This window comes from Flavobacterium succinicans (genome assembly GCF_001662485.1).
Lineage (GTDB): Bacteria > Bacteroidota > Bacteroidia > Flavobacteriales > Flavobacteriaceae > Flavobacterium > Flavobacterium succinicans_A.
Genome location: NZ_JMTM01000004.1, coordinates 82,752 through 104,636 on the forward strand (window position 1 = coordinate 82,752; position 21,885 = coordinate 104,636).

Genomic DNA, 21,885 nt, shown 5'->3' on the forward strand with positions numbered 1-21,885 from the left:
TATACTTTACCATTAAACTAAATTCAATGAAAAAAATAATACTTTTTGTGTTTTTTTTATTTTTTATAACAAAAGCCTCTGCGCAGCAAGATCCCCATTTTACTCAATATATGACTAATATGAGCGTGATTAATCCAGCTTATACAACAGGAAATGCTTCTGTACTCAATTTAGGAAGTTTGTACCGCTATCAATGGTCAGGAATTAAAGGAGCCCCAAGAACGATAACTTTATTTGCGCATATGCCTTTCTACGAAAAACTAGAAGGTGGTTTTTCTTTGATTTCAGATGATATTGGAGATGGAGCTAAGAAGGAAACCAATTTTTTTGCAGATTTTGCATATAACTTTCAATTGAATGAAAGGCAACGAATAGCGTTTGGCGTTAAAGCGGGAGTCAGCACTATTACTACAAATTTTAATGGATTCCGATTAAATAGTGGCAATAGCACTACTGATAATGCATTTGCTGAAAATATAAATGAAACGGTTCCTAATATTGGAGTTGGCGCTTATTTTTTTGGGGACAAATATTATGTTGGACTGTCGATACCCAACTTGCTCTCTGCGGAACATATCAAATTTAGACCCACTATAAATTCCTTTGGTCCACAAGAAATCCATACTTTTTTTACGGGCGGATATGTGCTTGATATTAATGAAGCATTTAAATTTAAGCCTGCTTTTATGGCTGTTTTTGTGAAAGGAGCCCCTGTATCTGTAGATTTAACGGCAAATGTTTTGTACAACGAAAAGTTTGAATTAGGAGCAGCCTACCGTTTTAATGATTCGGTAAGTCTTTTGATGAATGTTAATGTTACGCCTAGCCTTAGAATTGGTTATTCTTATGATTACACTACTTCTAGTCTGAGTCAATTTAATTCGGGTTCACACGAAATTGTACTCTTGTATAATCTCAATTTATTAGGTAAAGGCTATGACAAATCACCTAGATTCTTTTAAATAATACAAACATGAAAAATATCTATATAATTCTAATCGTGTTAGTATATCAATTTGCGATTGGTCAACAACAAGAATTGCAACGCGCTAACATTTTGTTTACTAAAACCTATTATAGTGCCGCAATTCCTTTATTTGAAGAAATAAGCAAAAAAAGACCAACGAATGAAGTGATTCAGAAATTGGGAGATTGTTATTATTATACGAATCAGTACGATAAAGCAGAAAGTCAATATGCTCTTTTATCGAAAAACAATGCTTTAACTGAAGAGTTTTATTTTAAACATGCGCAAACTTTAAAAGCCATCGGAAAATATGCTGACGCCACTTCTTTATTGCGCCAATATTATACCAATGCCAATGATGCTGTTGCCATTGTAAAATTAGACGAAGGTATTAAACAGCTAAAAAACGTAACCGCATTAGGCGAAAGGTTTGTAATTAAGAATTTGGCTCTAAATACCATGAACTCTGAGTTTGGAGGTGTGGTTTGGAACGATAATTTTGTATTTGCTGCGGTTAAATTAAAACCAAACCTTTTTGACAAAACCTACAAATGGAACAACGAATCGTATCTTAATTTGGTGAGTATTCCATTGGCTGACGTCAATTCAAAAGAAGCTTTAGTGAATTATTTTTCTAAAGATTTAAAATCTGCCTTGCATGAATCGAATGCTGTTTTTACAAAGGATGGAAAAACAATGTATTTTACTAGAAACAATTCAAAAAATGGAAAGAGAGTTAAAAACAGTGCTAAGGTTTCGAATATTCAAATTTTTAGAGCTGATTTTGTAAATAATAAATGGACCAATATCCAATCTTTACCATTTAATAGTCCTGAGTATTCCGTAGAGCATCCTGCGCTGAGTCCAGATAATAAAACCTTGTATTTTGCTTCAGATATGCCTGGAACTTTGGGATCCTTAGACATTTTTAGCGTCACTATTGAAGGCACAACTTATGGAAAACCTGTAAATCTTGGGAGACAAATAAACACTGCTAAGAGAGAACAATTTCCATTTGTTTCCAATGATAATAAATTATATTTTTCTTCGAATGGACATGAAGGATATGGTGGTTTAGATATTTTTGTTTCTGATTTGAGTGCTAGTTTATTAAAAGCTTCGAACGTTGGGCTACCAGTCAATTCTGGTTATGATGATTTTGCTTTTTACATCAATTCAGATTCAAAAGAAGGCTATTTTAGTTCGGATAGACCCGGTGGAAAAGGAAAAGATGATATATATTCCTTTAAAGAAACCAAAGAGTTACTGATAGAGAATTGCAAACAGTATATTGCAGGAACGATTACTGATAAAGATTCGCATCTTGTACTCGAAAATGCGCTCGTGATCCTTAAAAATGCGGATAAAAATGAATTAGAAAGAGTTACTACTTCGTTAGATGGTAAGTTTAGTTTTACCATTGAATGTGAATCTAAGTATTCTATAGAAGTGACAAAAGAAAACTATACTGAAAATTCTAGAAATTTATCGAGCACTGCGGAAAGAAATAAGAGCAATGATGGATCTATGACTATTCGTTCTTTGGAAGCAATCAAAAAAGAACAACAACTTATGATTGACCAGAAAAAGGCAAATGATTTATTAATCGCACAACAATTGAAAGCGGCTGAACTAGTGGCCTTAGCAAAAAAGAAAAAAGAAGAGGCTATAGCACTCGAAAATAAAAAGAAGGAAGATTTGGCAGCCCTTTCTCAATTGAAAAAGGATAAAGAATTAGCAGATAAAGAGGCTACTAAACTTGCAATTGCTAAGAAAAAAGAAAAAATGGCCGCTATTATTGCAGCAGAAAAAGATGTTGTAAAAGAAAAAGATAGATTAATGATCAAGACGGATCCAATATATTTTGATTATACTATGTGGTATATACGAAAAGAATCAAAAAAAATATTGAATCGTGTGGTTGAATTAATGAAGAAATATCCAGAAATGGTAGTAGAAATTGGTTCGCATACTGATAATCGTGGAAACCAGATATTTAATGCTGAGCTTTCTCAAAAAAGAGCTGATGCTACCAAAGCGTACATAATAGAACAAGGAATTTCTAAAAATAGAATTACGGCAAAAGGCTATGGTGAATCGGTTCCTATAGTGAAATGTATCCCCGAAGATTCATGTGATGAGGAACAACATGAACTGAACCGAAGAAGCGAATTTGTGATTAAAAATTTATAATAAAAACAGAAATCCTAATTTTTCATTTTAAAAGGAATTGGCTATATAATTGTAAAAAAGAGGAAAAGAATCGATAATATAGGAAATTGGCTTAGATCTTATGACCCCAAAGTAAAATACTATTTTGGGGTTATTTTTTCTTTCCCATTTGGATTTTTAGGATGCAATTATTGGTACAAAAAGAAGCTCGAAAATTCAAACTCATTCGTGTTCAGATTTTTGAAAAGAAACAGGTCAACAAAACCTCTCTAAATTACCCAAAAAAACGAACTCCTTTAGATGAAAACAATTCTGTTTTTTATAGCATAAAGGACTAATCCAATTCTAGTTTTAATTTCTAATTTTTCAAATAGGGATTCTCTGTAGCCATCGATTGTCTTTGGGCTAAGGCACATTTCGTTAGCAATTTCCTTGTATGTTTTTTCGCTACATGCCAATTTAATAAAAATGAGTTCTTTTTCTTTTAAGGTGATTTTTTTACTGTCACTATCAATTTTATTAATCAAAATAGAGGAAACCAACTCGGTGAAATAATAGCCCTTTTCGATTACCGTAATAATTGCTTCTTGAAAGATTTTTGGACTGGTATCCTTTAGTAAATATCCTTTGGCTCCATTGGTTATCATTTTTATGATGGTTTCATCGTCATTTTTTACTGAGAGCGCTATAACGTTCAGGTTGGGCTGGTTTTCCTTTATCCATTTAATGGTGCTTAACCCATCTAAAATGGGCATATTTACATCCAAAAGAACCAAATCGACAATGGTATCGGGGTTTTCCTGAAGATGATTGATAAATTCTTTACCATTCTCAAAGCTGTTTACCACTTCAAAATCATCAAAACTATTGATTAAGAGTTTTAAAGATTGAGAAAAGAGGAGATGATCATCTACAATGATTATTTTATTGGTAGTCTTCATGGTTTGGGGATAAAGGATACATTAACTTAATTGAGGTGCCATTATTGTTGGAATTTATATCTATTGATGCGCCAATAAGCTGGGCTCTTAGTTTCATATTGTTCAATCCAGAACCAGTAGATAATTCATTGGTATCGTATCCAATTCCGAAATCTGTTAAGGTTAACAGGAAATAATCTTTTGAAGTTTGAATGGTGATTTCAAAAGTTTCACTATGCGAATGTTTTAAACTATTGTGAATGGCTTCTTGAAAAATACGGTAAATAAATAATTCGTGCTCGAAATTTATTGGTGGTGAAAGACCATCCCAGTTCAAGATGCACTTGATTTTTTTTAACTTTTTAATTTTATCTAAATCTAATTGAATCGCCTCAATAAAATTGTATTGTAAGGTATTTTCTTTATTTATTATTGTTGATAAAATTCTAATTTCATCTAATGCGTTGGCAATAAGGTCTTTCAGATCATTGAGCTCTTTGGGTTTGACAATCTTTTTTTCATTATGTAGAAATAAATTAAGTTGCATTATGGCCACAGATAAAATTTGACCAATATTATCATGGAGTTCTTTGCTGATTTCGGATAAGGTTTGATCTTTGATTTCTATCCTTGTTTTTACTAGTTCGGATTGAAAGTAGTGTTTGGACTTCATTTGTTCAATCAAAAAAGAATTCTTTTTCTTTGAAAAATAGAAGAACAAAGTCAGTAGTATTACAATTAAAGTAAAGAATACTATACTTAGTGAAATAATTAATAGTTGTATCTCTTTTCGCTCCATAAAAATCCGATGATAAAACAGCTGTTCATTAATAGATTCAATATAAAAAGCACTAGGCTAAATATTGATTCATCATTTTTTATTAAAAACCATTTTATGGCCAGCATAAAAGGTAAGAAAGGGACGTGAAAAAGTAAAATTCCAAGGATAAACCAAAAGTAAATGGATTTCTTGAAATTAAGTATTTTTTCGGAATTAAAGATTTCTACGAAGAAACAACACGATAAAAGCAAAACAAAAATTACACCAAGAGCAAAACTATTGGTTAAAACCGTATCGTTTTGGTATTGAAAATAGTAAAGGTTAAAAAAGTAGAAAAAATAAAAGAGGATTAAGAAGCTAATAGCAATTCTTTTGCAAGCTAATTTTTGTAAGAGTGCATACAATAATAGGATGTAGGCACTAAAACTAGCGAGCATATAGAAATTATAAACAGGAAAATTGACTAATCCTGTCCATGAAGTAAAATACTTGCCTATAAATTCTGTTAAAAACGAGAATACAATGATATACAATACAAATTTAGCTTTATTATTAGGTAATTTATAATAGAATCGAAATCCTACTAAACTTGATAATAAAGCTAAATAAATAATATAAAATCTTAAATCTTCAAACATCTATTAGTTATAAGTGATTGGAGGAGGGTTACCAATGGAGCCATAGTTTAATGGCGCAATATTCAAGGAATCATCACTTTCTGCAGATTTTTCCATTTTGGCTATCTCAGTTGTTTTTTTAATTTTCTTTTTCCCAGTTGGTGCTAAAAAGATTGTGGTTAATCCCGCTTTTTCAGCATAGGCTTTGTCTTCAGGATAAGCGCCAAAATGAAAACGTATTCCGTCGATTTCGCCTTTTTGCTTTTTTGCTTCAGCTTTGATATAAGCAATATAGTTTTCTAATTCCTCGATAGAAAACCAAATAGCATTGGCATCTTCTTTTTTGATCGCTTCTTTAATCAAAGGATATCTGGTCTTGTTGTAATTTTCATTTAGCAATTTAGCAAATTCCTTCGTAATAAGTTGTTTTGGTTTTCCTTGTTTTTGTTCCATAATGTTTTTTTAGTTAAGGTTATTTTATAGTAAAAGGTTACAATACAAAACTATTTTAATTCTTGAGATAGGACAAGGGGAAATTTCCCCTTTTTTTTAGGGTAAATTCAAAACGAAAAATAGGGTGTGTTTACTCTTTTGTGCCAGCTTGTTATGACTCAACTTTGTATCAATCCATTTGGTGCACAAAATGGAGAGGTGGAATCTGAAAAACCTTAGTAAGAGAGTAAGAGTTAAATTTTAAATAATTATAAGTATGTCAAATTTAGTCGCAGAATTAAATAGTTTAGATTTTAGTGTTTACATCGGTGGACCATTGCAAGCAGCTGTTCAAGCGCAAAACGCAGCCTCTATGGCTCAAGTTAATTTTATTCAATCTATAGGTTTTGAAGAGGGCGCTTCTCCTACTGATCCAAAAAAATTACGTTATGTAGATTTTAACTACTCAAAATCAGTTCCAAATCCGGATTATGATGCTACGGCAACAACCGGTCCTAATAGCATTAAGTTTCTTGAGAAAGAAGTAGAAATTAAAGTTCCGTTCTTGACGATGTTGTCTATTCCAAGTATCAGAATTGAGGAAATGACCATTGATTTCAATGCCAAACTTACTTCTACTGAGACCAAAAGTGTTTCTAGTGAGTTTGCTGCAAGTGCTGAACTGGGTATTAATTACAAAATTGTCAATTTCAAAGCTTCTGCTTCTTACAAGAGAACTTCGGTTACAGGTTCTAATGTTGAGAAAACCTATAATCTAGGGGTTCACGTTCGTGCTGTAAATGATGAAATTCCAGCTGGATTGGATCGAATCTTAACTATGCTAGAAGATAGCATTACGAGTGTAAACGAGTAACAATTATTAAAATAGATTGGCTGTCTTGTTGGGTGGCCAATCTATTTAAAAAATAAAAAACTATGATAAAATTGAATGATTACCTAGGAAGTATTGTGGCTAGTTTTACCAATGCTAAAATAATGTCTGACCTTCAAACTGTAAAATTGGCTGAAGAATATGCAAAACACGATTATTTAAAACATTTTTCAATTCCAAGAATGCGAATTGACGATGTTGAAATGACAATTCCAATTGCCTTAGATGAAATTGAAAACATCTCAAAGCCTCCAGTAATTGGTTTTGATAGTCCAAAGATTAACACGTTGGTTTATAGTTTTCTATTAGAAAAATTAGGAGTCTTAAAAATCACAAAAGAACCCGCCAAATTGCTACAAACGGAAACAGCGAAACAAGTTGGTCTTTTAGAAAAACAAATCAAACTAGCCAATAGTCACGATCCTGTTTCGGGTTTTTCAAAAGAAATCGTAGTATTTTATTTAAGAATAATCGAAAAATATGCTTTGGTGAACAAAGAAGTAGTAGCCAAAATGAATATTGATTTGATTAGTAAAGATTTGATTGCTGTTGTAACTAAAGAAATTACTATTTATAAAGAAGTTGAAGCTTTGGCCAATCTTAATATTGTTGTTGAGGCCAATAAATTAAGAGAACTTAAGTCTGAAAATTTAATCTTCATTAAATTAAAAATTTCTGAAAATGGTATGGAGTGGAGTAGATCTGAAAATGCAAATGGAGAAATCGAATCAAAATTATTACCTGAATAGCGATGAAAAAATCAACATTGAATCTAGTTAGTGTTCTAAAAAACAATTTGTTGGAATTCCCAAAAATAACTAGAAGTCTAGAACATAAGGATCCGTTTTTTGTTGAGAAATTAGGGGTATGGATCCAAAAAAACGAAGAAATATTTAGCACGTATTCCATTAGCGAGGTTTCAGAATTGTCGGGATTGTATAGCAAATTGTTGATTCCAAGGTTTTCTGATACTAAAAATATTTCTTTCAAGAAAGCGCAATTAAAAGCCGCTTCGGAGATATTATATGATTTACAAAGCTTGGTATTGACCGTTTTGAAACCCTTTGAATTGAAAGTGGAGGAGTGTAGAGAATTAGTCAAGCAGATAGTATTGATCATCAGTCAAGCACAAGTGGTAAAGTACGATGCCAATCTACCATTTGAAAATTTTGTCGATACCATTTGGAAGTTTACCCTGTCGAATGAACAATTAAAGGCGGGAGCAATAAAATTGAAAACGATGTTAATTATGTCCGATATTCAAATGCTTATTGCAGAGGAAATTAATCTTGAAGATTTTTGATGGTAATTTAATTTATTTTTATAGAAAAGAATGAAAAAGAAGACACTACGTTACGTTTGTAAAAGTTATACAACCCCAAAATAAAAAACTATTTTGGGGTTGTCTTTTTTTTTTTACAATTTTGATTTTTTGCTTGCTATTATTGATGCAAAAAAAATGAGCCCGATATTTTCGAGCTCATTGATGAAGAATAGCATGATTTTGTTAGATTTTTTGCTTTTTTTGGCTTTCAGCTTTAGCTTTTTCTATTTCTTTTTTTGCTTTTAGGATCTCTTGTTTGGCTTTTTCAATTTCGGCTTTTGCTTTTTGCATTTCAATTTTTGATAACTCTATTTCTTTTCTAGCACGTTCCATTTCGGCCTGCATATTTTCTCTTTCGTTAAAAGATCGCTCTACATCTGCTTGAGCTCTTTTGATTATTTTGTCAACATTGACTTCAGTTCTTCCGTCTTTAGTCGTAATTGCGATTACGCCATTTTTGCCATCATCTCCATATTTTTCAATGGATACGTCTCCTTTGTAAACATCCATTCTTTCGATTGAATTTGGATCTAATTTGGAATTTAATTCTTCCATATTGACATCCACTTTTTTTCCATTGATGTACACTATTGGTTTTTCACCATTTTTACTTCTGGTTACAATTACCCTTTTTTGGATTTGAACTTTTGGTACGTTTGGAGCATCTGGAGCATCTGGAGCGTCTAGGGCATCTTCTGCATCAGGAATACTTGGTACATCAGGTGGAGTTAAATCATCTTCGTCACCACTAAAAGAAAAAGCAAAGTTAGATTTTTCGTCGTCTGAAGAATTCAGTACTATTCTTTTATTGATTTTAGCATTTGGTTTGTTTTTGCCTGTGTATAGTCCAATACTAGTTTTTCCATTTTTGTCTGTGCTTTTTGAAAAAGTAATAGGGTCAATTGGTTTGTCTCCACGAAATTGACTTGTTCCTTTCTTTCCTTGATTGTCATCAAATTGTATTTTGATTCCTGTAATTTCTTGATTAGCATTACGATTAATTTTAGACACTTTTAGGTTAATGCCGTGTAGGTCTTTCAGTAATTGTGCTTCTTGTTTTAACTTGGCATCAGAAGTATTTTTGTCTATGACCAAAATAATGTCCTCTGTTGTTGATTTGGATGTTGTGGTGTTTGTTATTGTTTTCTCCTGCGCCAAAACCTTGATTTGGAAAATAAAGACAAAGGCAACTAATACAGGAAGTATCAGCACATACTTCCACGAATTCCATTTTTTTGATTGATTTTTGTTTAACATAACGATTCGTTTTTTGATTAATGATTGATAAAAATGATTGGTAAGGGCAACACAATTTTCGTGTGTTGTTATTTTTACAAGTGCCATTTGATAGGCCTTTTTGTCGTTAAGTCGTTTAGTAGCCTCGCTATCCGCAATGAATTCAAGGTTTTGTAGTATGGCTCTTTGGTATAGCCAAATAAAGGGATTGAACCAAAATACGATACTAAAAAAGCGAATAATCAAAACATCTATGGTGTGATGCTGTTCGCTATGTACTTTTTCGTGTTCTAAAATACTTTGCAATTCTGATGGCGAATACAAAGAAGAATTGAAAACAATCGTGTTGAAATACGAAAATGGCGCTATCTTTTCTTGAACATCAATCAGTTTGAAGTCGGCTTGTTGTTGTGCTTTCGTTTTATATAACACGCGATTCAAACTCCAATAATCCATTCCGAATTTGATAAAAAACAAAGCAGAACCTACAATATAAATCACAATGGCAGTCAAATACCAATTTATTTCAAAGGTTTCCTCAGGAGCGGCTTGTTGTAATGGCAGTTCTGAAATCGGAAAAGTGAGTGGAGTAGGGGTTACCCAAACGATTTTTGTAATGTAAAATAACGGAAGCACCACAGCTGTTCCTAATCCAGCGAGTAAGAAAAAGCGATTGGCTGTGAAGAAAGTTTCTTTTCGTAACAAGAAATAGTAAGCCAAATAAAATAAAGCAATCAAACCGCTTGCTTTTAGTAAGTAGGGAGAGAGGGTTTCCATAGCGCTTATTTTTGTTCGATCATGGCTAATATTTCTCGTAACTCCTCAGCTGATATTTTTTCTTCTTTCGCAAATTGCGATACCATATTCTTGTAGGAACTGCCAAAAAATGTTTCTATAGCATTCGACATGAATTTCTTGCGATAGTCTTCAATCTTAACGACTGGGAAATATTGATGGGTGTTGCCAAAAGCGGTATGCGATACATAACCTTTCTCTTCTAAATTTCTGACAATGGTAGAAAGGGTATTGTAGTGGGGTTGTTCTTCGGTGATTTCTGCTAAAATTTCCTTTACAAAAGCTTTTTTAAGCTTCCATAAAATATGCATAATTTCTTCCTCTTTGTTGGTTAGTTTTTGCATTGCTATTGTTTTAGTTAATGACAAAACAAACCTACAACTATTTTTTTAGTTTACAAACTATTTTTATAGTTATTCAACTAAAAAACAAGTTTTGATTTAAAATCTAAGAAAAGAAGGAGTTATTCGTTTTCTTTTCGAACCAATTGTACCACGCAAATGCAACCAATAATCGAGATTCCACCCAAAATACTCATGAATATCCAATTGTTTTGATAACCAAATCGACTGATGATATCCATTCCAGTTTTGGAACTAACGATATGGGCTAAACTAAAACTCATCGTAAAAAGTGCCATATAACGACCTTCGTGCCCCTTGGGAGCTCGACTCAATGCAAATGAATTCGAAAAAGGAAAAATGAACATTTCACCAAAAGTGATCAACAATAAACTGAGTACTAAAAAACCTACCCAAAATTGAAACAACAATACCAAGAAACTGATGGACATACATATAGAACCCCAAAGAATGATTTTGAGCTTGTTCACATTTTTTCGTTGGGCGACACTTACGATAGGCATTTCAAGAAAAAAGATGATCAACCCGTTCAAAGACAATAGTAATCCGCTTTGAAATTCAGTCAATCCAAATTGTTCCTTATGATACAGGGGCAAAGTAGTAAACAATTGAAAAAATAAAACGGCTGTAATGAAACATACAAACAAGAAAACCCAAAAGATGGTATCCTTAAATACGGAAACACGGGTAGCATTGATTTCTTTCATTTTTTCATGATCGATAGTCGTTTTTTTCTCTTTTACCATCAGTCCAAATATCAAAATAGCAATAATACTCGAAGCGCCATCCACCCAAAACAGCCCTTGATAGCCCATTCCCATAATAATTAAGCCACCTAGCGCAGGGCCAGCGGCAAGTCCTAGATTTACAGCCAAACGAACTAACGTCAAAGCTCTAGTTCTATTCTCAGGTTTGGCATAAGTACCGAGGGAGACAAACATAGCAGGGCGAAACATGTCGGCTATAGACATGATAAAAAACATGCTAAAACACAGTCCCCAAAAAGAAGTCACATATTGCATAAAAAAGAACAAAACACCTGTGGTAAACAAGCTGAAAAGCATGATTTTATAAAAGCCTATTTTGTCAGATAATTTGCCCCCTAGCCAAGAACCAAGCATAGAGCCCAAACCAAAACAGACCATAATCCAACCGACCTGACCAAACGAAAAACCAAGGTCTTCTTTCAAGTATTTGGACAAAAAAGGCAACACCATCGTTCCAGCTCGATTGATAAAAGTCATCAAAGTAAGGATCCAAATTTCTCTCGAAAAACCTCGGTAATTATCAAAATAGCGTTGAATGGCAGTGGTCAGCATCTTTTTTTTCGTTTTGCCAAAGGTACTAACTTTGATCGGAAGCACTTTGCTGGCTGATAACTTTAAGTTATTTTTGCCAAAAACGAATTAAAGATGAAAAAAGCACTGCTTGTATTGATGATTATTTTCTGTAATTGGACTTTCGGACAAACTCAAAAAGGCTTTGAAATGGTCGAAAAATTCCAAAAAGGACTCAATGCAGAATATGCTTCCCCTGAAAAAAGTCCTTTGCTCAAAGAGGATTTAGCCGTTTTCAAAAGCTTGGATTTTTTTCCTTACAATCCCAACTTGCAAATGGAAGCTCGTTTCGTTCGCACACCGAATGAAAAGGTGTTCGAAATGAAAACCTCTACGACAAGAAAACCTTTGTATGTTAAATTCGGAGAAGCCCATTTCAAAATCGATGGGAAAGATGTAGTGCTCAATATTTATCAAAACATCGAACTTTCCAAAAAGAAAGAATATGTAGACTACTTGTTTTTACCTTTTTCTGACCTGACTTGTGGCAAAGAAAGTTACATCGGCGGACGCTACATCGATTTGAAAATCCCAACAAGCGATACCATTTTTATCGATTTCAATACGGCTTACAATCCTTATTGCGCCTACAATCACAAGTATTCTTGTCCGAAAGTACCGCTTGAAAATGATTTGCCAGTAGCCATAAATGCGGGAGTAAAAAAGTTTCACGACTAAATGAAGTATTTCAATTTACATACGCACAAAGCCACCCAAAATCCCAACCGAATCGAGTTGGTCAATCAGTATCCTAATGAGTTTAGGGACTCTTTTCCCTATTATTCCATAGGCATTCATCCTTGGTATATTGTGGAGGAACGGATAGCAAGCGATTTAGAAATCATCGAACAACAACTCCAAGACCCCAATTGTTTGGCTTTGGGAGAGTGCGGTTTAGACAAACGAATTGCCATTCCGCTGGACGTACAACAATCCGTTTTTGAGCAACAATTGCAGCTAGCGCAAAAGTACAACAAACCCGTGGTGATTCATTGTGTGGCGGCCTATCAGGAAGTAATTGCTTGTAGTAAAAAGCTAAAAATCAGCGTTCCATTACTAATTCACGGATTCTCAAAGAACGAAACCGTGGCGCAATCGTTACTCAACAATGGATTTTATCTATCTTTTGGGAAGTATTTGGTTCAAAATCCAGCCTTGAAAAGTGTTTTTCAAAAAGTGCCAGACGATCGTTTTTTTTTAGAAACCGATACCATCGAAAACGAGATAGAAGAAGTCTACGTTTTGGCCGCCCAATACAAAAACACAACTGTCAAAGCCATTCAGCAGCAAATCAACGCAAACATAAAGCGAGTTTTTGGACTAACTCTCGATTGATTTTAGAATAAAATGATTTTTTAGGAGCAGAAAAAATAGGCATTTTAGCCAGCAAAGTCCCGTTATCCGCTATATCTTTGCTTTTTTAAAGAAAAAAAGCAAAGGATGCCGCTCCTACCGGGGCTAGAAGGCAAGATTGGTGATTTTTTGGAAACATTTAAAAAAATAAAAATAGATTCAAATAAAAATAAAGAAACATATCAGTCATTGAAAGTTTAACTTTTATGCACTTTCACTGTGCTTAAAATAATAAGTAGTAAAAACTAAAATGACTCAAATGTTTATAAAATAATCAAATAACAAAGAATAACTTTAAACAAAGAATATGGCAGAGTGGACCGAAAGAGCCGAGCTTTTATTTAAACCCGAAGGATTACAAAAATTACAAAACGCTAAGGTATTAGTCGTAGGACTAGGAGGAGTAGGCTCGTTTGCCGCCGAGTTTTTGGCTAGAGCTGGCGTAGGAACTATGACCATTGTCGATGGCGATGTGGTAGATATTACCAATATCAATCGTCAGTTACCAGCTTTACATTCCACTGTAGGGCAACCCAAAGTAACCGTGGTCGGCGACCGATTAATGGACATCAATCCAGCACTTAACCTTACCCGAGTGCAAGAGTTTCTATCACCAGAGAGAGCCTTCGAAATTGTAAACAATGACTATGACTATGTTTTAGATTGTATTGATAGCGTTACCCCAAAAATAAATTTAATATTAGGAGCCAAAAGATATAGAGTAAAAATCATCAGCAGTATGGGAGCCGGTGGCAAAATGGAAGCTTCAAAAGTAAAAGTGGCTGATATTTCTAAAACCATCAATTGTAGTTTTGCTCGTACCATCAAAAGACGTTTGAAAGAACATAATTTATTCAAATTGAAAGTGGTGTTTTCTTCAGAAATTCAAGATCCTACGAGTTTGAAATTAACAGATGGCTCCAATTTTAAAAAATCATTTTACGGAACTAACAGCTATATGCCAGGTCTTTTTGGCCTCCATGCCGCCGAAACTGTAATTCGTTATTTACTGAAGAATTAGTCCTTAGTAATTAGTTCAATACAAACAAGCGACTCAGAAACTTAGCTTCTTAGCTACTTAGCAACTTAAAAAAAATATGATACAAACTGTGATTTTTGATATGGATGGGGTAATTGTAGACACAGAACCTGTTCATCGTTATGCCTATTACCAATTATTTGATGAATTAAATATTACCGTTCCCGAGGAAATGTATACTTCTTTTACAGGTTTTTCAACACGTAATACTTTTCAGTTTTTAAAAAATGAATTTGGTTTATTCCATGAAGTAGAGGATTTGATCCAACGTAAGCGGAACCTTTTTAATGATGCTTTCGATACCAAAGAAGATTTGGAATTGTTGGCCGGTGTTGAAAATTTAATCAAAGATCTTCACCAAAATGAAAAGCAATTAATTGTTGCTTCCTCAGCTTCAAAAGTTACGATTGATAGGGTGTTTACTCGTTTCAATTTGCATCAATATTTCTCTCATATTGTTAGTGGTGAAGATTTTCCACAATCCAAACCGCATCCAGCTATTTTTGAGCACGCGGCCAGTTTATCAAAAGCTCCAAAAGAAAATTGTATGGTGATCGAAGACAGTACCAATGGAGTAAAAGCAGCGAATGCCGCTGGAATTTTTTGTGTAGGGTACCAGAGTTTTCATTCCAAAGACCAAAATTTAGCAACCGCTGATTGTATTATTCAAGATTTTAATGAATTGAACGCGAAAACGGTTTCAAAATTGGGTTTTTACAAGTAATTGGTGAAAATATCTGAATCTTATTTGTAAATTTGAGCCACTAACTTAATAAACACATATGAAAAAAATTATTCTTGCTTTAGCGATTTTTATTGCCAATTTCACTATCGAAGCACAAGTAAAAACACCAGCTCCTAGTCCGAAAGCAACCATTATGCAAACAGTGGGTTTAACGGATGTAGAAGTGGTGTATTCAAGACCAGCAGCCAAAGGAAGACCTGTTTTTGGGAATTTAGTTCCTTTTGGAAAGCTTTGGAGAACTGGGGCAAATGCCAATACTACCATTTCATTTTCAGATGATGTAGTAATTGATGGTAAAACTTTGAAAAAAGGGAAATATGCTTTGTACACCATTCCAAAAATTGAGAGTTGGGAGATCATTTTCTATTCCACTACCGATAATTGGGGATTACCAGAAGAATTCAAAGAAACGAATGTGGCTTTGAGAACTACTGTAAAAGAAGAGGCTTTGCCAAAAGCAGTGGAATCTTTCACTATCGGAATCAATAATCTAGATTTGAATTCAGGTCATTTGGATATGGCTTGGGAAAATTCTTCTGTTTCTATGAAATTTGAAGTACCTACTCAAAAAATAGCTACGGCAAGTATTGAAAAAGTATTAGCGGGTCCAACAGCTAATGATTATTTTTCATCTGCACAATATTTATTCCAAGCGAATGGAGATATAGTAAAATCAAGAACTTATGTTGACAAAGCTTTAGAATTAAGCCCAGAAAAACCATTTTGGTTCTTGCGTTTGAAATCCTTGATTCAAGCCAAACAAGGAGACAAAGCTGGGGCTATCGAAACAGCAAAACAATCTCTTGCAGCAGCTGAGGCTGCTAAAAATCAAGATTATGTAAAAATGAATAAAGACAGTATTGCAGAGTGGAGTAAAAAATAAGCTGCAATTGTTATCTTATAAAAAATCCCGTTCTTGAAGATAGAACGGGATTTTTTTGCTTTTAAAGTTGCTGTAAAAATTCATTTCTTATCTTTTACTGCTGCTGCAATAAGGTCAACATCTACGAGTTCTAACGATTGTACCATATCTTTTACAGTAGTTTTATACTTTTTAAAATGAACGGTTTCAATATGAGATTGATAAGCAATTGTATCAGCGTATATTTCTAATATGGTAATGCTTGTTGGTGTTTTTTTATCAGCAACTGCGTAGTAAGTAAGTACACCTGGCTCAAGTTGAATAGCGGTATTCATTTGTTCTTTTAAGGCTTTGTTATAAGCATCAAGATATATTGGGTTCACTTTTATTTTTGCTATTCGAACCATTTGCTTTTTTTCTTGGGCGCTAATATTTTCAGCCATAGCCAAAAACAGTACGACTATGCTTATTACTAATAGTTTCCTTTTTATGATAGCTTTCATCTGTAGGGAATTTAGTTTATAAAAAGTATAGCTTTCAATGATTTTATATCATTTAGTTATTCAGCCTCAAAGGCTATTTTCTTTTTGCACAACATTTGAATCAAAATAGATAGTACAATAGTTAATAGCGCACCAATAAAATTCAACCACAGATACCCTAATTTTTCTTCGTCGCTTGGATAGATGTAAATGGCAAAATAATAAATGATAAAAATGGTAACTTGACTAATCACTGCACTATAGAACACGGCTTGTGATTGTACTTTTTTCAGATAAAAACCAACCAAAAAGATACCCAACACTGTCCCGTAAAATATAGAACCAATAATGTTTACTAATTGAATTAAGTTCTCGAATAAGGTACCAATGCAAGCAAATAGAATAGCAATTACGCCCCACATCAAAGTGAAAAACTTCGTTGCATTCAAATAATGGGTCTCTGATTTTTCGGTTTTGAGATTACGTTTGTAAATGTCAATTGCCGTAGTTGAAGCCAAAGCACTCAATCCAGAAGCAGTCGAAGACATAGCTGCTGAAAGAATAACCGCTAATAACAAACCAATTAAACCTTTGGGAAGATAGTTGAGTACAAAATGGAAAAAGACATAATCTTTATCATTCGTTTCGCTATCGGGGTCGGCTTTGGTAATAATGTCCTTGGCTCGGTCGCGTAAATCTTTTTCTTTATTAGATAAAGCTACCAATTCCTTTCTCAAAGTGGGATTGTCATAATCCTGATTCAGTTGATCGATGTACAATAAATTGATGACTTTTTTATCTTCCGACAAAGCATTGAGCTTGTTTTCTAAGGCTTGATATTCTTTTTTGTATTTCGAATTTTCAATCACCGTTTTGTTATTCGGATTGAAGTTAAGCGGAACAGGGTTGAATTGAAAAAAGACGAAAACCATTACACCAGTCAATAAAATAAAGAATTGCATGGGCACTTTGAGTAACCCATTCATAATTAATCCCATCTGACTTTCTCGAACCGATTTTCCAGACAAATAACGTCCTACTTGTGATTGGTCAGTTCCAAAATAAGCTAAAGCCAAGAAAAAGCCTCCTGTAATTCCACTCCAAAACGTATACTTTTGCTCTGGGTCAAAAGAGAAATCTACGATGTTCATTTTGTCATTAGCTCCCGCAATATGCAAGGCACTAGAAAAAGTCATATCGTTGGGTAAATAGTGTAAAATCAAGAAAAAGGTACTGAACATTCCTAACATAATGACAAACATCTGTTGTTTCTGCGTCACGTTTACGGCTTTGGTTCCTCCAGAAAAAGTATAAATAATCACCGAAATTCCGATGAAAATGTTCATATAGGTCAAATTCCAACCCAATATAGCCGATAAAATAATAGCAGGTGCATAGATGGTTAATCCCGTACCTAATCCGCGTTGTACTAAGAACAAAACTGCCGCTAAGGAACGTGTTTTTAAATCAAATCGTTTTTCTAAATATTCGTAGGCTGTATAGACTTTGTATTTATGATATATAGGAATGAAGGTCACACATATTAATACCATTGCAATGGGTAACCCAAAATAGAATTGCACGAATCCCATACCATCATGATACGCTTGCCCAGGAGTGGATAAGAAAGTAATAGCACTTGCCTGTGTTGCCATGACCGAAAGCCCTACCACATGCCAAGGCGTTTCGTTATTCCCTAAAATGAAATCTTCAACGTTCTTGCTTCCTTTGGTTTTCCATACGCCATATATGACGATGAATAAAAGGGTAGACAATAAAATAATCCAATCAAATAGTTGCATGAGTTAGGCGTATAAATTCATGATGAGACAAAAAATCAATATGTAGACAATATTGGCCACCAATACATAGGTGTAGTCCTTTTTCCAAATTTTTTCTTTATTGGGTTCCATAGTGCGGGGTTAGTTGTTAATTTTTGGAGCAGGCATTTTAGTTTCTGATTTTACAGAAATGGTATTGGCCATCAATTTAAAAGCACCAAGAACGCCTTCGGGTAGTTCTCTAAAAAAGCTTAATCCTGTGTAAATATAATTGCCTTTTCCGTAAGGAGCTACTAACAAAGCGCCGTTTTTTGGTGTTTCGCCTTTGTCATTAGTAGACAAGATAGGTGTAAAGGCGGGATCAAAAGTATTGGGGTAATACAACCCTTGTTCTTGTTTCCAACCTTTGAAATCATTAGCAGTAATCTTATTAGGATAATTCAAAATCGGATGATTAGGAGCTAGGAAACGAACTTCGGCAGCTTCTTCGGTTACGCGATCACGAGAAACTTTTAGCGGATAAGGAGCTAGGTTAGGGGTCACCAAATCATCGGTGGTGTTATATTGTACAATCATAGTTTTACCTTCTTTGACAAATTCAAATAAAAGCGCTTGTTTATTAGCCAAAGCCTGAACGGTATTGTAAGCTCGAACCCCAGTCATCACCACATCAAAGGTAGCCAAATGCTCAGGAGTAATTTCTTCGGGTTTCAAAATTGTGACTTGATACCCCATTTGCTCTAAGCTTGCAGGAACTTCATCACCAGCGCCCATAATGTAAGCTATTTTTTCATTATTGGTTTTCAAATCTACACGTAAGAACTTAGCCTCAGCGTTTTTTAGAACCTGTTGCTTGGTAATATGATTAAAATCGATAGTGATTTGGCTTTTGTTGAATTGTTTGTTACCAATAACCACGATGCTTTTGGCTACAATTTCTTGATTTTTTTTAGGTGGAATTACGGTAAAATAAACGGTTTTTTCGCTTCCTTTTTTATCCAAATCGACTTCAATAAAAGCGGGATTTATTTTCCAATCTTTTCCTAATTCCAACTGAACGATTCCTTTAACCGCATCTTTACCAGCTTTGACTTTCACGCCAACGGTTTTACTTTTTTCATTGGTAAACAACAAAACTTTTTCAGTAAACGTTGAGGTGGCTTCGGGAACGATATCCAAGAAATTGTACATTTCGCCTTTTACATCGTCATTGTATTTGTAAACTACAGTACGTTCAAAGGGAATTTCAACGCCTTCAATACTTACAGTAAACACCACTTTTGCGTCTCTTTCTTTTTCGGGAAGTCCAATTTCAGTAGGATTGCTCACGTTGTACATGCCCACAGTAGCTTCCTCTGCCAACCAATAGGGTTGCGTGTAAGCAATTGTTTCTGGTAGTTGCAAATCAAGGGCAAAGTTGAGTAATTTGTTGGATTGTAAAGGTGTATTCTGTACCGTTGAGATTTGGTTGGGCAATGTAGTCACACTTTTTAAAACCATCGGAATTGCAGAACGATTGATGGCTTCTATTTTTAATTTTAAACTACTTCCAGGTGTCGTTTCTTGTGTTGGAGCAACGGCTTCTAGGTATAATCCAGCGCAGGCTGCAATAATTTTTTTGGTTTCGGCTGCTTTTTGTTTTGACCAATGATTTTCGTCTAATTGCAACATCATTTGGTAAGCTTTAACTAGCTTTGGAATGCTAGCCGCAGGGTTGTTATGATTGAATTCTTTGCTAATCGAAGTAAGGAGTTCTCCAATAGCTTTTCCGCCTTTGACACGATTCCAGCTCGTATCAATGCCATCAAAAAGAGAACCGTTTGTAGGGACTCTTTCGCCATTTAAAAATTCTAAATATTCCTTTTCTTCACCTCGAGTTCCTGTACTTCCAAATCCTTGTGATTGATGGGAACTTCTGCTTAAAGCAGCAATTTCTTGATTCGATTTCCCAAGGTTTGGATAATAAACCCCAGTTTGCATCGCAAGTAGATTGGTTTTATCCGCGGCATTAAATTTTTCTTGGGAGCCATAAAACCACCAAGAGGTATTAAAGAATTGGCGTTTGGCTTGCCAAGGTTGAACATATTTAAGTTGCTCAGGATAAACAGAAGGATTATTGGTAAGATTAAAACTTTCTACACTCAACATTGCCGAAGCGGTGTGATGTCCGTGAGTGGTTCCTGGAGAACGATGGTCAAAACGGTTAATGATTACATCGGGTTGGAATTTACGAATCGCCCAAATTACATCGGCTAGGACTTTTTCTTTGTCCCAAATGGCTAAAGTTTCGGTAGGATTTTTGGAGAAACCAAAATCATTGGCTCTAGAGAAAAGTTGCTCTCCGCCATCAATTTTTCGCGCTTCTATAAGTTCTTGCGTACGAATAACTCCAAGCAGTTCACGTAATTGTGCTCCAATTAGATTTTGTCCACCATCACCTCGAGTTAGCGACAAATAGGCGGTTCTAGCTTTGGTTTCGTTGGCTAAATACGAAATCAATCGGGTATTTTCATCATCTGGATGAGCCGCTACATAAAGTACAGAACCCAGAAAATTAAGTTTTTGAATTTGGTTGTAAATTTCAACCGAGTTAGGTTTTGTAGGTTTTTGTGCAAAAGCTAGGGTAGTGGATAGTAATAAAAGGAAGGCCGTTTTAACTATTGACTGCTGCATAGAATTTTTTGTTATGGATACATTTCAAAAATAGTAATTAAGAGTTGGTAATTTTTGTTAATTTTTGTTAATGCAGATTTTTTATGATTTTATGAGCTACACTGATGTTTTTACTTATAATATTACTACTTTAGAGTTACTTCTTATTTATGCTATGAAAACAATAATATATCAATCAGATTATTTAGGAAATGGATTTGAATATGCGACTATTGCTCAACCCGATGATTATGAGGGGAAAGTAGTGGCAACAATAATTAGAAGACAGAGCAGTAGGCCTAGTACCAAAGCGGTCTTGTATGTACATGGTTTTAATGATTATTTTTTTCAGTCGGAAATGGCTCATAAATTTAATGAACAAGGTTTTCATTTTTATGCGATTGATTTGCGCAAATATGGTCGTTCTATTTTGCCGCATCAAAAGAGCAATAACATGCGCAGCTTAATAGAATATTTTGAAGATTTAGACGCTGCTTTAGAGATAATGGAGCAAGAGGGCAATAAACAAGTGGTGTTATCGGGTCATTCTACAGGTGGTTTATTGGTGACTTTATATGCAGCGCAACGCATCGGGAAAGAAAAATTCGAAGCCATTTTTTGCAATAGTCCGTTTTATGCTATGAATATGCCAGGCTATCAAAAGCGCTTGCTGCTGCCACTGGTGGCCCTTTTCGGAAAGTATTTTCCTGAGGTGTTACTTCCTGGAAAGATTTCAGAATGGTATGGCCACAGCTTGCATAGTGCAAAGAAAGGAGAGTGGGACTATAACTTGGCATGGAAACCGCATTTGGTTCCCGCTTTAAATGCAGGATGGATCAACGCGATATATCAAGGGCATGCCCAAATAAAAAAGGGAATAATTCTAACTCGCCCAATTTTGGTAATGCATTCAAATCAATCGATTTATAGCAAGGATTGGAAGGCTTCTTTTTTTGAAGGAGATGCCATTTTGAATGTAAAAGACATCAAAGCAGGTGCAGAAAGGATCCTTGCGCCTAAACGTAAGATACACGAAGTTCATGGGGGTATGCATGATCTGATCTTGTCACCCCTTCGGGTTCGTGAACGTGTATATCTTGTTTTGTTTGAGTGGTTGGCACAAATTATAAAATGAT

At 34.5% G+C, this 21,885-nt stretch carries 20 protein-coding genes; 11 read left to right on the plus strand and 9 right to left on the minus strand.

The annotated features are described in order from the left end of the window. Positions 1-26: 26 nt before the first annotated feature. Together FLB_RS00390 and FLB_RS00395 are read left to right on the plus strand one after the other, a co-directional pair. Positions 27-962 carry a type IX secretion system membrane protein PorP/SprF gene (locus tag FLB_RS00390; RefSeq protein WP_064713982.1) on the plus strand — a complete coding sequence of 312 codons (936 nt, stop codon included), beginning with the start codon at positions 27-29 and terminating at the stop codon, positions 960-962. Between the two features lie 11 nt (positions 963-973). Continuing rightward, positions 974-3,160, plus strand: coding sequence for an OmpA family protein (locus tag FLB_RS00395; RefSeq protein WP_064713983.1), 2,187 nt, complete (start codon positions 974-976; stop codon positions 3,158-3,160). A 275-nt stretch (positions 3,161-3,435) separates the two neighbouring features. Here the strand turns inward: FLB_RS00395 and FLB_RS00400 are convergent, their stop codons facing one another. From FLB_RS00400 to FLB_RS00415, 3 genes are all read right to left on the minus strand, one after another. Further along, positions 3,436-4,080: a response regulator transcription factor gene (locus tag FLB_RS00400; RefSeq protein ID WP_064713984.1), complete on the minus strand. Its 645-nt coding sequence runs from the start codon at positions 4,078-4,080 to the stop codon at positions 3,436-3,438. Continuing rightward, positions 4,064-4,732: a sensor histidine kinase gene (locus FLB_RS00405; RefSeq protein WP_231891020.1), complete on the minus strand. Its 669-nt coding sequence runs from the start codon at positions 4,730-4,732 to the stop codon at positions 4,064-4,066. Before FLB_RS00405 ends, FLB_RS00400 begins: the two co-directional genes overlap by 17 nt. A gap of 749 nt (positions 4,733-5,481) precedes the next feature. Next, positions 5,482-5,910 (minus strand): hypothetical protein, encoded by a 429-nt coding sequence (locus FLB_RS00415; RefSeq protein ID WP_064713987.1) that lies wholly within the window; start codon positions 5,908-5,910, stop codon positions 5,482-5,484. A 256-nt stretch (positions 5,911-6,166) separates the two neighbouring features. On the opposite strand from FLB_RS00415, the gene FLB_RS00420 reads away from it, so the two are divergent. The 3 genes from FLB_RS00420 to FLB_RS00430 all read left to right on the plus strand — a co-directional run bounded on the left by FLB_RS00420 (position 6,167) and on the right by FLB_RS00430 (position 8,084). Next, the gene (locus tag FLB_RS00420; protein WP_064713988.1) at positions 6,167-6,763 is read left to right on the plus strand and encodes a DUF2589 domain-containing protein; all 597 of its coding nucleotides are present in this window, start codon (positions 6,167-6,169) and stop codon (positions 6,761-6,763) included. 62 nt (positions 6,764-6,825) lie between these two features. Then, positions 6,826-7,530 (plus strand): hypothetical protein, encoded by a 705-nt coding sequence (locus tag FLB_RS00425; RefSeq protein WP_064713989.1) that lies wholly within the window; start codon positions 6,826-6,828, stop codon positions 7,528-7,530. Positions 7,531-7,532: 2 nt separating this feature from the next. Beyond that, positions 7,533-8,084 carry a hypothetical protein gene (locus tag FLB_RS00430; RefSeq protein ID WP_064713990.1) on the plus strand — a complete coding sequence of 184 codons (552 nt, stop codon included), beginning with the start codon at positions 7,533-7,535 and terminating at the stop codon, positions 8,082-8,084. Positions 8,085-8,288: 204 nt separating this feature from the next. Here the strand turns inward: FLB_RS00430 and FLB_RS00435 are convergent, their stop codons facing one another. The 3 genes from FLB_RS00435 to FLB_RS00445 all read right to left on the minus strand — a co-directional run bounded on the left by FLB_RS00435 (position 8,289) and on the right by FLB_RS00445 (position 11,817). Further along, positions 8,289-10,118, minus strand: a complete 1,830-nt coding sequence (locus tag FLB_RS00435; protein WP_064713991.1) for a M56 family metallopeptidase — start codon at positions 10,116-10,118, stop codon at positions 8,289-8,291. A 5-nt stretch (positions 10,119-10,123) separates the two neighbouring features. Further along, positions 10,124-10,480 carry a BlaI/MecI/CopY family transcriptional regulator gene (locus FLB_RS00440; RefSeq protein ID WP_064713992.1) on the minus strand — a complete coding sequence of 119 codons (357 nt, stop codon included), beginning with the start codon at positions 10,478-10,480 and terminating at the stop codon, positions 10,124-10,126. A 119-nt stretch (positions 10,481-10,599) separates the two neighbouring features. Then, positions 10,600-11,817 carry an MDR family MFS transporter gene (locus FLB_RS00445; protein WP_064714024.1) on the minus strand — a complete coding sequence of 406 codons (1,218 nt, stop codon included), beginning with the start codon at positions 11,815-11,817 and terminating at the stop codon, positions 10,600-10,602. Positions 11,818-11,910: 93 nt separating this feature from the next. Here FLB_RS00445 and FLB_RS00450 point away from each other — a divergent pair, with 93 nt between their 5' ends. From FLB_RS00450 to FLB_RS00470, 5 genes are all read left to right on the plus strand, one after another. Then, positions 11,911-12,513, plus strand: a complete 603-nt coding sequence (locus FLB_RS00450; protein ID WP_064713993.1) for a DUF1684 domain-containing protein — start codon at positions 11,911-11,913, stop codon at positions 12,511-12,513. After that, complete coding sequence (locus tag FLB_RS00455) at positions 12,514-13,170, plus strand: TatD family hydrolase (RefSeq protein ID WP_064713994.1); 657 nt, start codon at positions 12,514-12,516, stop codon at positions 13,168-13,170. 325 nt (positions 13,171-13,495) lie between these two features. Beyond that, positions 13,496-14,209 (plus strand): ThiF family adenylyltransferase, encoded by a 714-nt coding sequence (locus FLB_RS00460; protein ID WP_064713995.1) that lies wholly within the window; start codon positions 13,496-13,498, stop codon positions 14,207-14,209. 76 nt (positions 14,210-14,285) lie between these two features. Then, the gene (locus FLB_RS00465) at positions 14,286-14,951 is read left to right on the plus strand and encodes an HAD family hydrolase (protein WP_064713996.1); all 666 of its coding nucleotides are present in this window, start codon (positions 14,286-14,288) and stop codon (positions 14,949-14,951) included. Positions 14,952-15,009: 58 nt separating this feature from the next. Beyond that, a complete protein-coding gene (locus FLB_RS00470) occupies positions 15,010-15,855 on the plus strand; it encodes a DUF2911 domain-containing protein (protein ID WP_064713997.1) in 846 nt (281 codons plus the stop codon). An 80-nt stretch (positions 15,856-15,935) separates the two neighbouring features. Here FLB_RS00470 and FLB_RS00475 read toward each other — a convergent pair whose 3' ends face one another. From FLB_RS00475 to FLB_RS00485, 3 genes are all read right to left on the minus strand, one after another. Then, complete coding sequence (locus FLB_RS00475) at positions 15,936-16,337, minus strand: putative quinol monooxygenase (protein WP_064713998.1); 402 nt, start codon at positions 16,335-16,337, stop codon at positions 15,936-15,938. 56 nt (positions 16,338-16,393) lie between these two features. Then, positions 16,394-18,118: a sodium:solute symporter gene (locus tag FLB_RS00480; protein WP_064713999.1), complete on the minus strand. Its 1,725-nt coding sequence runs from the start codon at positions 18,116-18,118 to the stop codon at positions 16,394-16,396. 120 nt (positions 18,119-18,238) lie between these two features. Next, complete coding sequence (locus FLB_RS00485) at positions 18,239-20,770, minus strand: PIG-L family deacetylase (RefSeq protein WP_064714000.1); 2,532 nt, start codon at positions 20,768-20,770, stop codon at positions 18,239-18,241. A 70-nt stretch (positions 20,771-20,840) separates the two neighbouring features. Between FLB_RS00485 and FLB_RS00490 the strand changes: the two genes are divergently transcribed. Beyond that, a complete protein-coding gene (locus FLB_RS00490) occupies positions 20,841-21,884 on the plus strand; it encodes an alpha/beta hydrolase (RefSeq protein WP_082923176.1) in 1,044 nt (347 codons plus the stop codon). The last annotated feature ends 1 nt before the right edge of the window (position 21,885 follow it).

Bases quoted from the DNA above. Each gene is read 5' to 3' on its own strand.
- FLB_RS00465 (WP_064713996.1), top strand. From the start codon at position 14,286: ATGATACAAACTGTGATTTTTGATATGGATGGGGTAATTGTAGACACA.
- FLB_RS00415 (WP_064713987.1), bottom strand. From the start codon at position 5,910: ATGGAACAAAAACAAGGAAAACCAAAACAACTTATTACGAAGGAATTT.
- FLB_RS00460 (WP_064713995.1), top strand. From the start codon at position 13,496: ATGGCAGAGTGGACCGAAAGAGCCGAGCTTTTATTTAAACCCGAAGGA.
- FLB_RS00390 (WP_064713982.1), top strand. From the start codon at position 27: ATGAAAAAAATAATACTTTTTGTGTTTTTTTTATTTTTTATAACAAAA.
- FLB_RS00445 (WP_064714024.1), bottom strand. From the start codon at position 11,817: ATGCTGACCACTGCCATTCAACGCTATTTTGATAATTACCGAGGTTTT.
- FLB_RS00480 (WP_064713999.1), bottom strand. From the start codon at position 18,118: ATGCAACTATTTGATTGGATTATTTTATTGTCTACCCTTTTATTCATC.
- FLB_RS00395 (WP_064713983.1), top strand. From the start codon at position 974: ATGAAAAATATCTATATAATTCTAATCGTGTTAGTATATCAATTTGCG.
- FLB_RS00485 (WP_064714000.1), bottom strand. From the start codon at position 20,770: ATGCAGCAGTCAATAGTTAAAACGGCCTTCCTTTTATTACTATCCACT.
- FLB_RS00400 (WP_064713984.1), bottom strand. From the start codon at position 4,080: ATGAAGACTACCAATAAAATAATCATTGTAGATGATCATCTCCTCTTT.
- FLB_RS00490 (WP_082923176.1), top strand. From the start codon at position 20,841: ATGCAGATTTTTTATGATTTTATGAGCTACACTGATGTTTTTACTTAT.
- FLB_RS00450 (WP_064713993.1), top strand. From the start codon at position 11,911: ATGAAAAAAGCACTGCTTGTATTGATGATTATTTTCTGTAATTGGACT.
- FLB_RS00435 (WP_064713991.1), bottom strand. From the start codon at position 10,118: ATGGAAACCCTCTCTCCCTACTTACTAAAAGCAAGCGGTTTGATTGCT.
- FLB_RS00470 (WP_064713997.1), top strand. From the start codon at position 15,010: ATGAAAAAAATTATTCTTGCTTTAGCGATTTTTATTGCCAATTTCACT.
- FLB_RS00440 (WP_064713992.1), bottom strand. From the start codon at position 10,480: ATGCAAAAACTAACCAACAAAGAGGAAGAAATTATGCATATTTTATGG.
- FLB_RS00475 (WP_064713998.1), bottom strand. From the start codon at position 16,337: ATGAAAGCTATCATAAAAAGGAAACTATTAGTAATAAGCATAGTCGTA.
- FLB_RS00455 (WP_064713994.1), top strand. From the start codon at position 12,514: ATGAAGTATTTCAATTTACATACGCACAAAGCCACCCAAAATCCCAAC.
- FLB_RS00425 (WP_064713989.1), top strand. From the start codon at position 6,826: ATGATAAAATTGAATGATTACCTAGGAAGTATTGTGGCTAGTTTTACC.
- FLB_RS00430 (WP_064713990.1), top strand. From the start codon at position 7,533: ATGAAAAAATCAACATTGAATCTAGTTAGTGTTCTAAAAAACAATTTG.
- FLB_RS00420 (WP_064713988.1), top strand. From the start codon at position 6,167: ATGTCAAATTTAGTCGCAGAATTAAATAGTTTAGATTTTAGTGTTTAC.
- FLB_RS00405 (WP_231891020.1), bottom strand. From the start codon at position 4,732: ATGAAGTCCAAACACTACTTTCAATCCGAACTAGTAAAAACAAGGATA.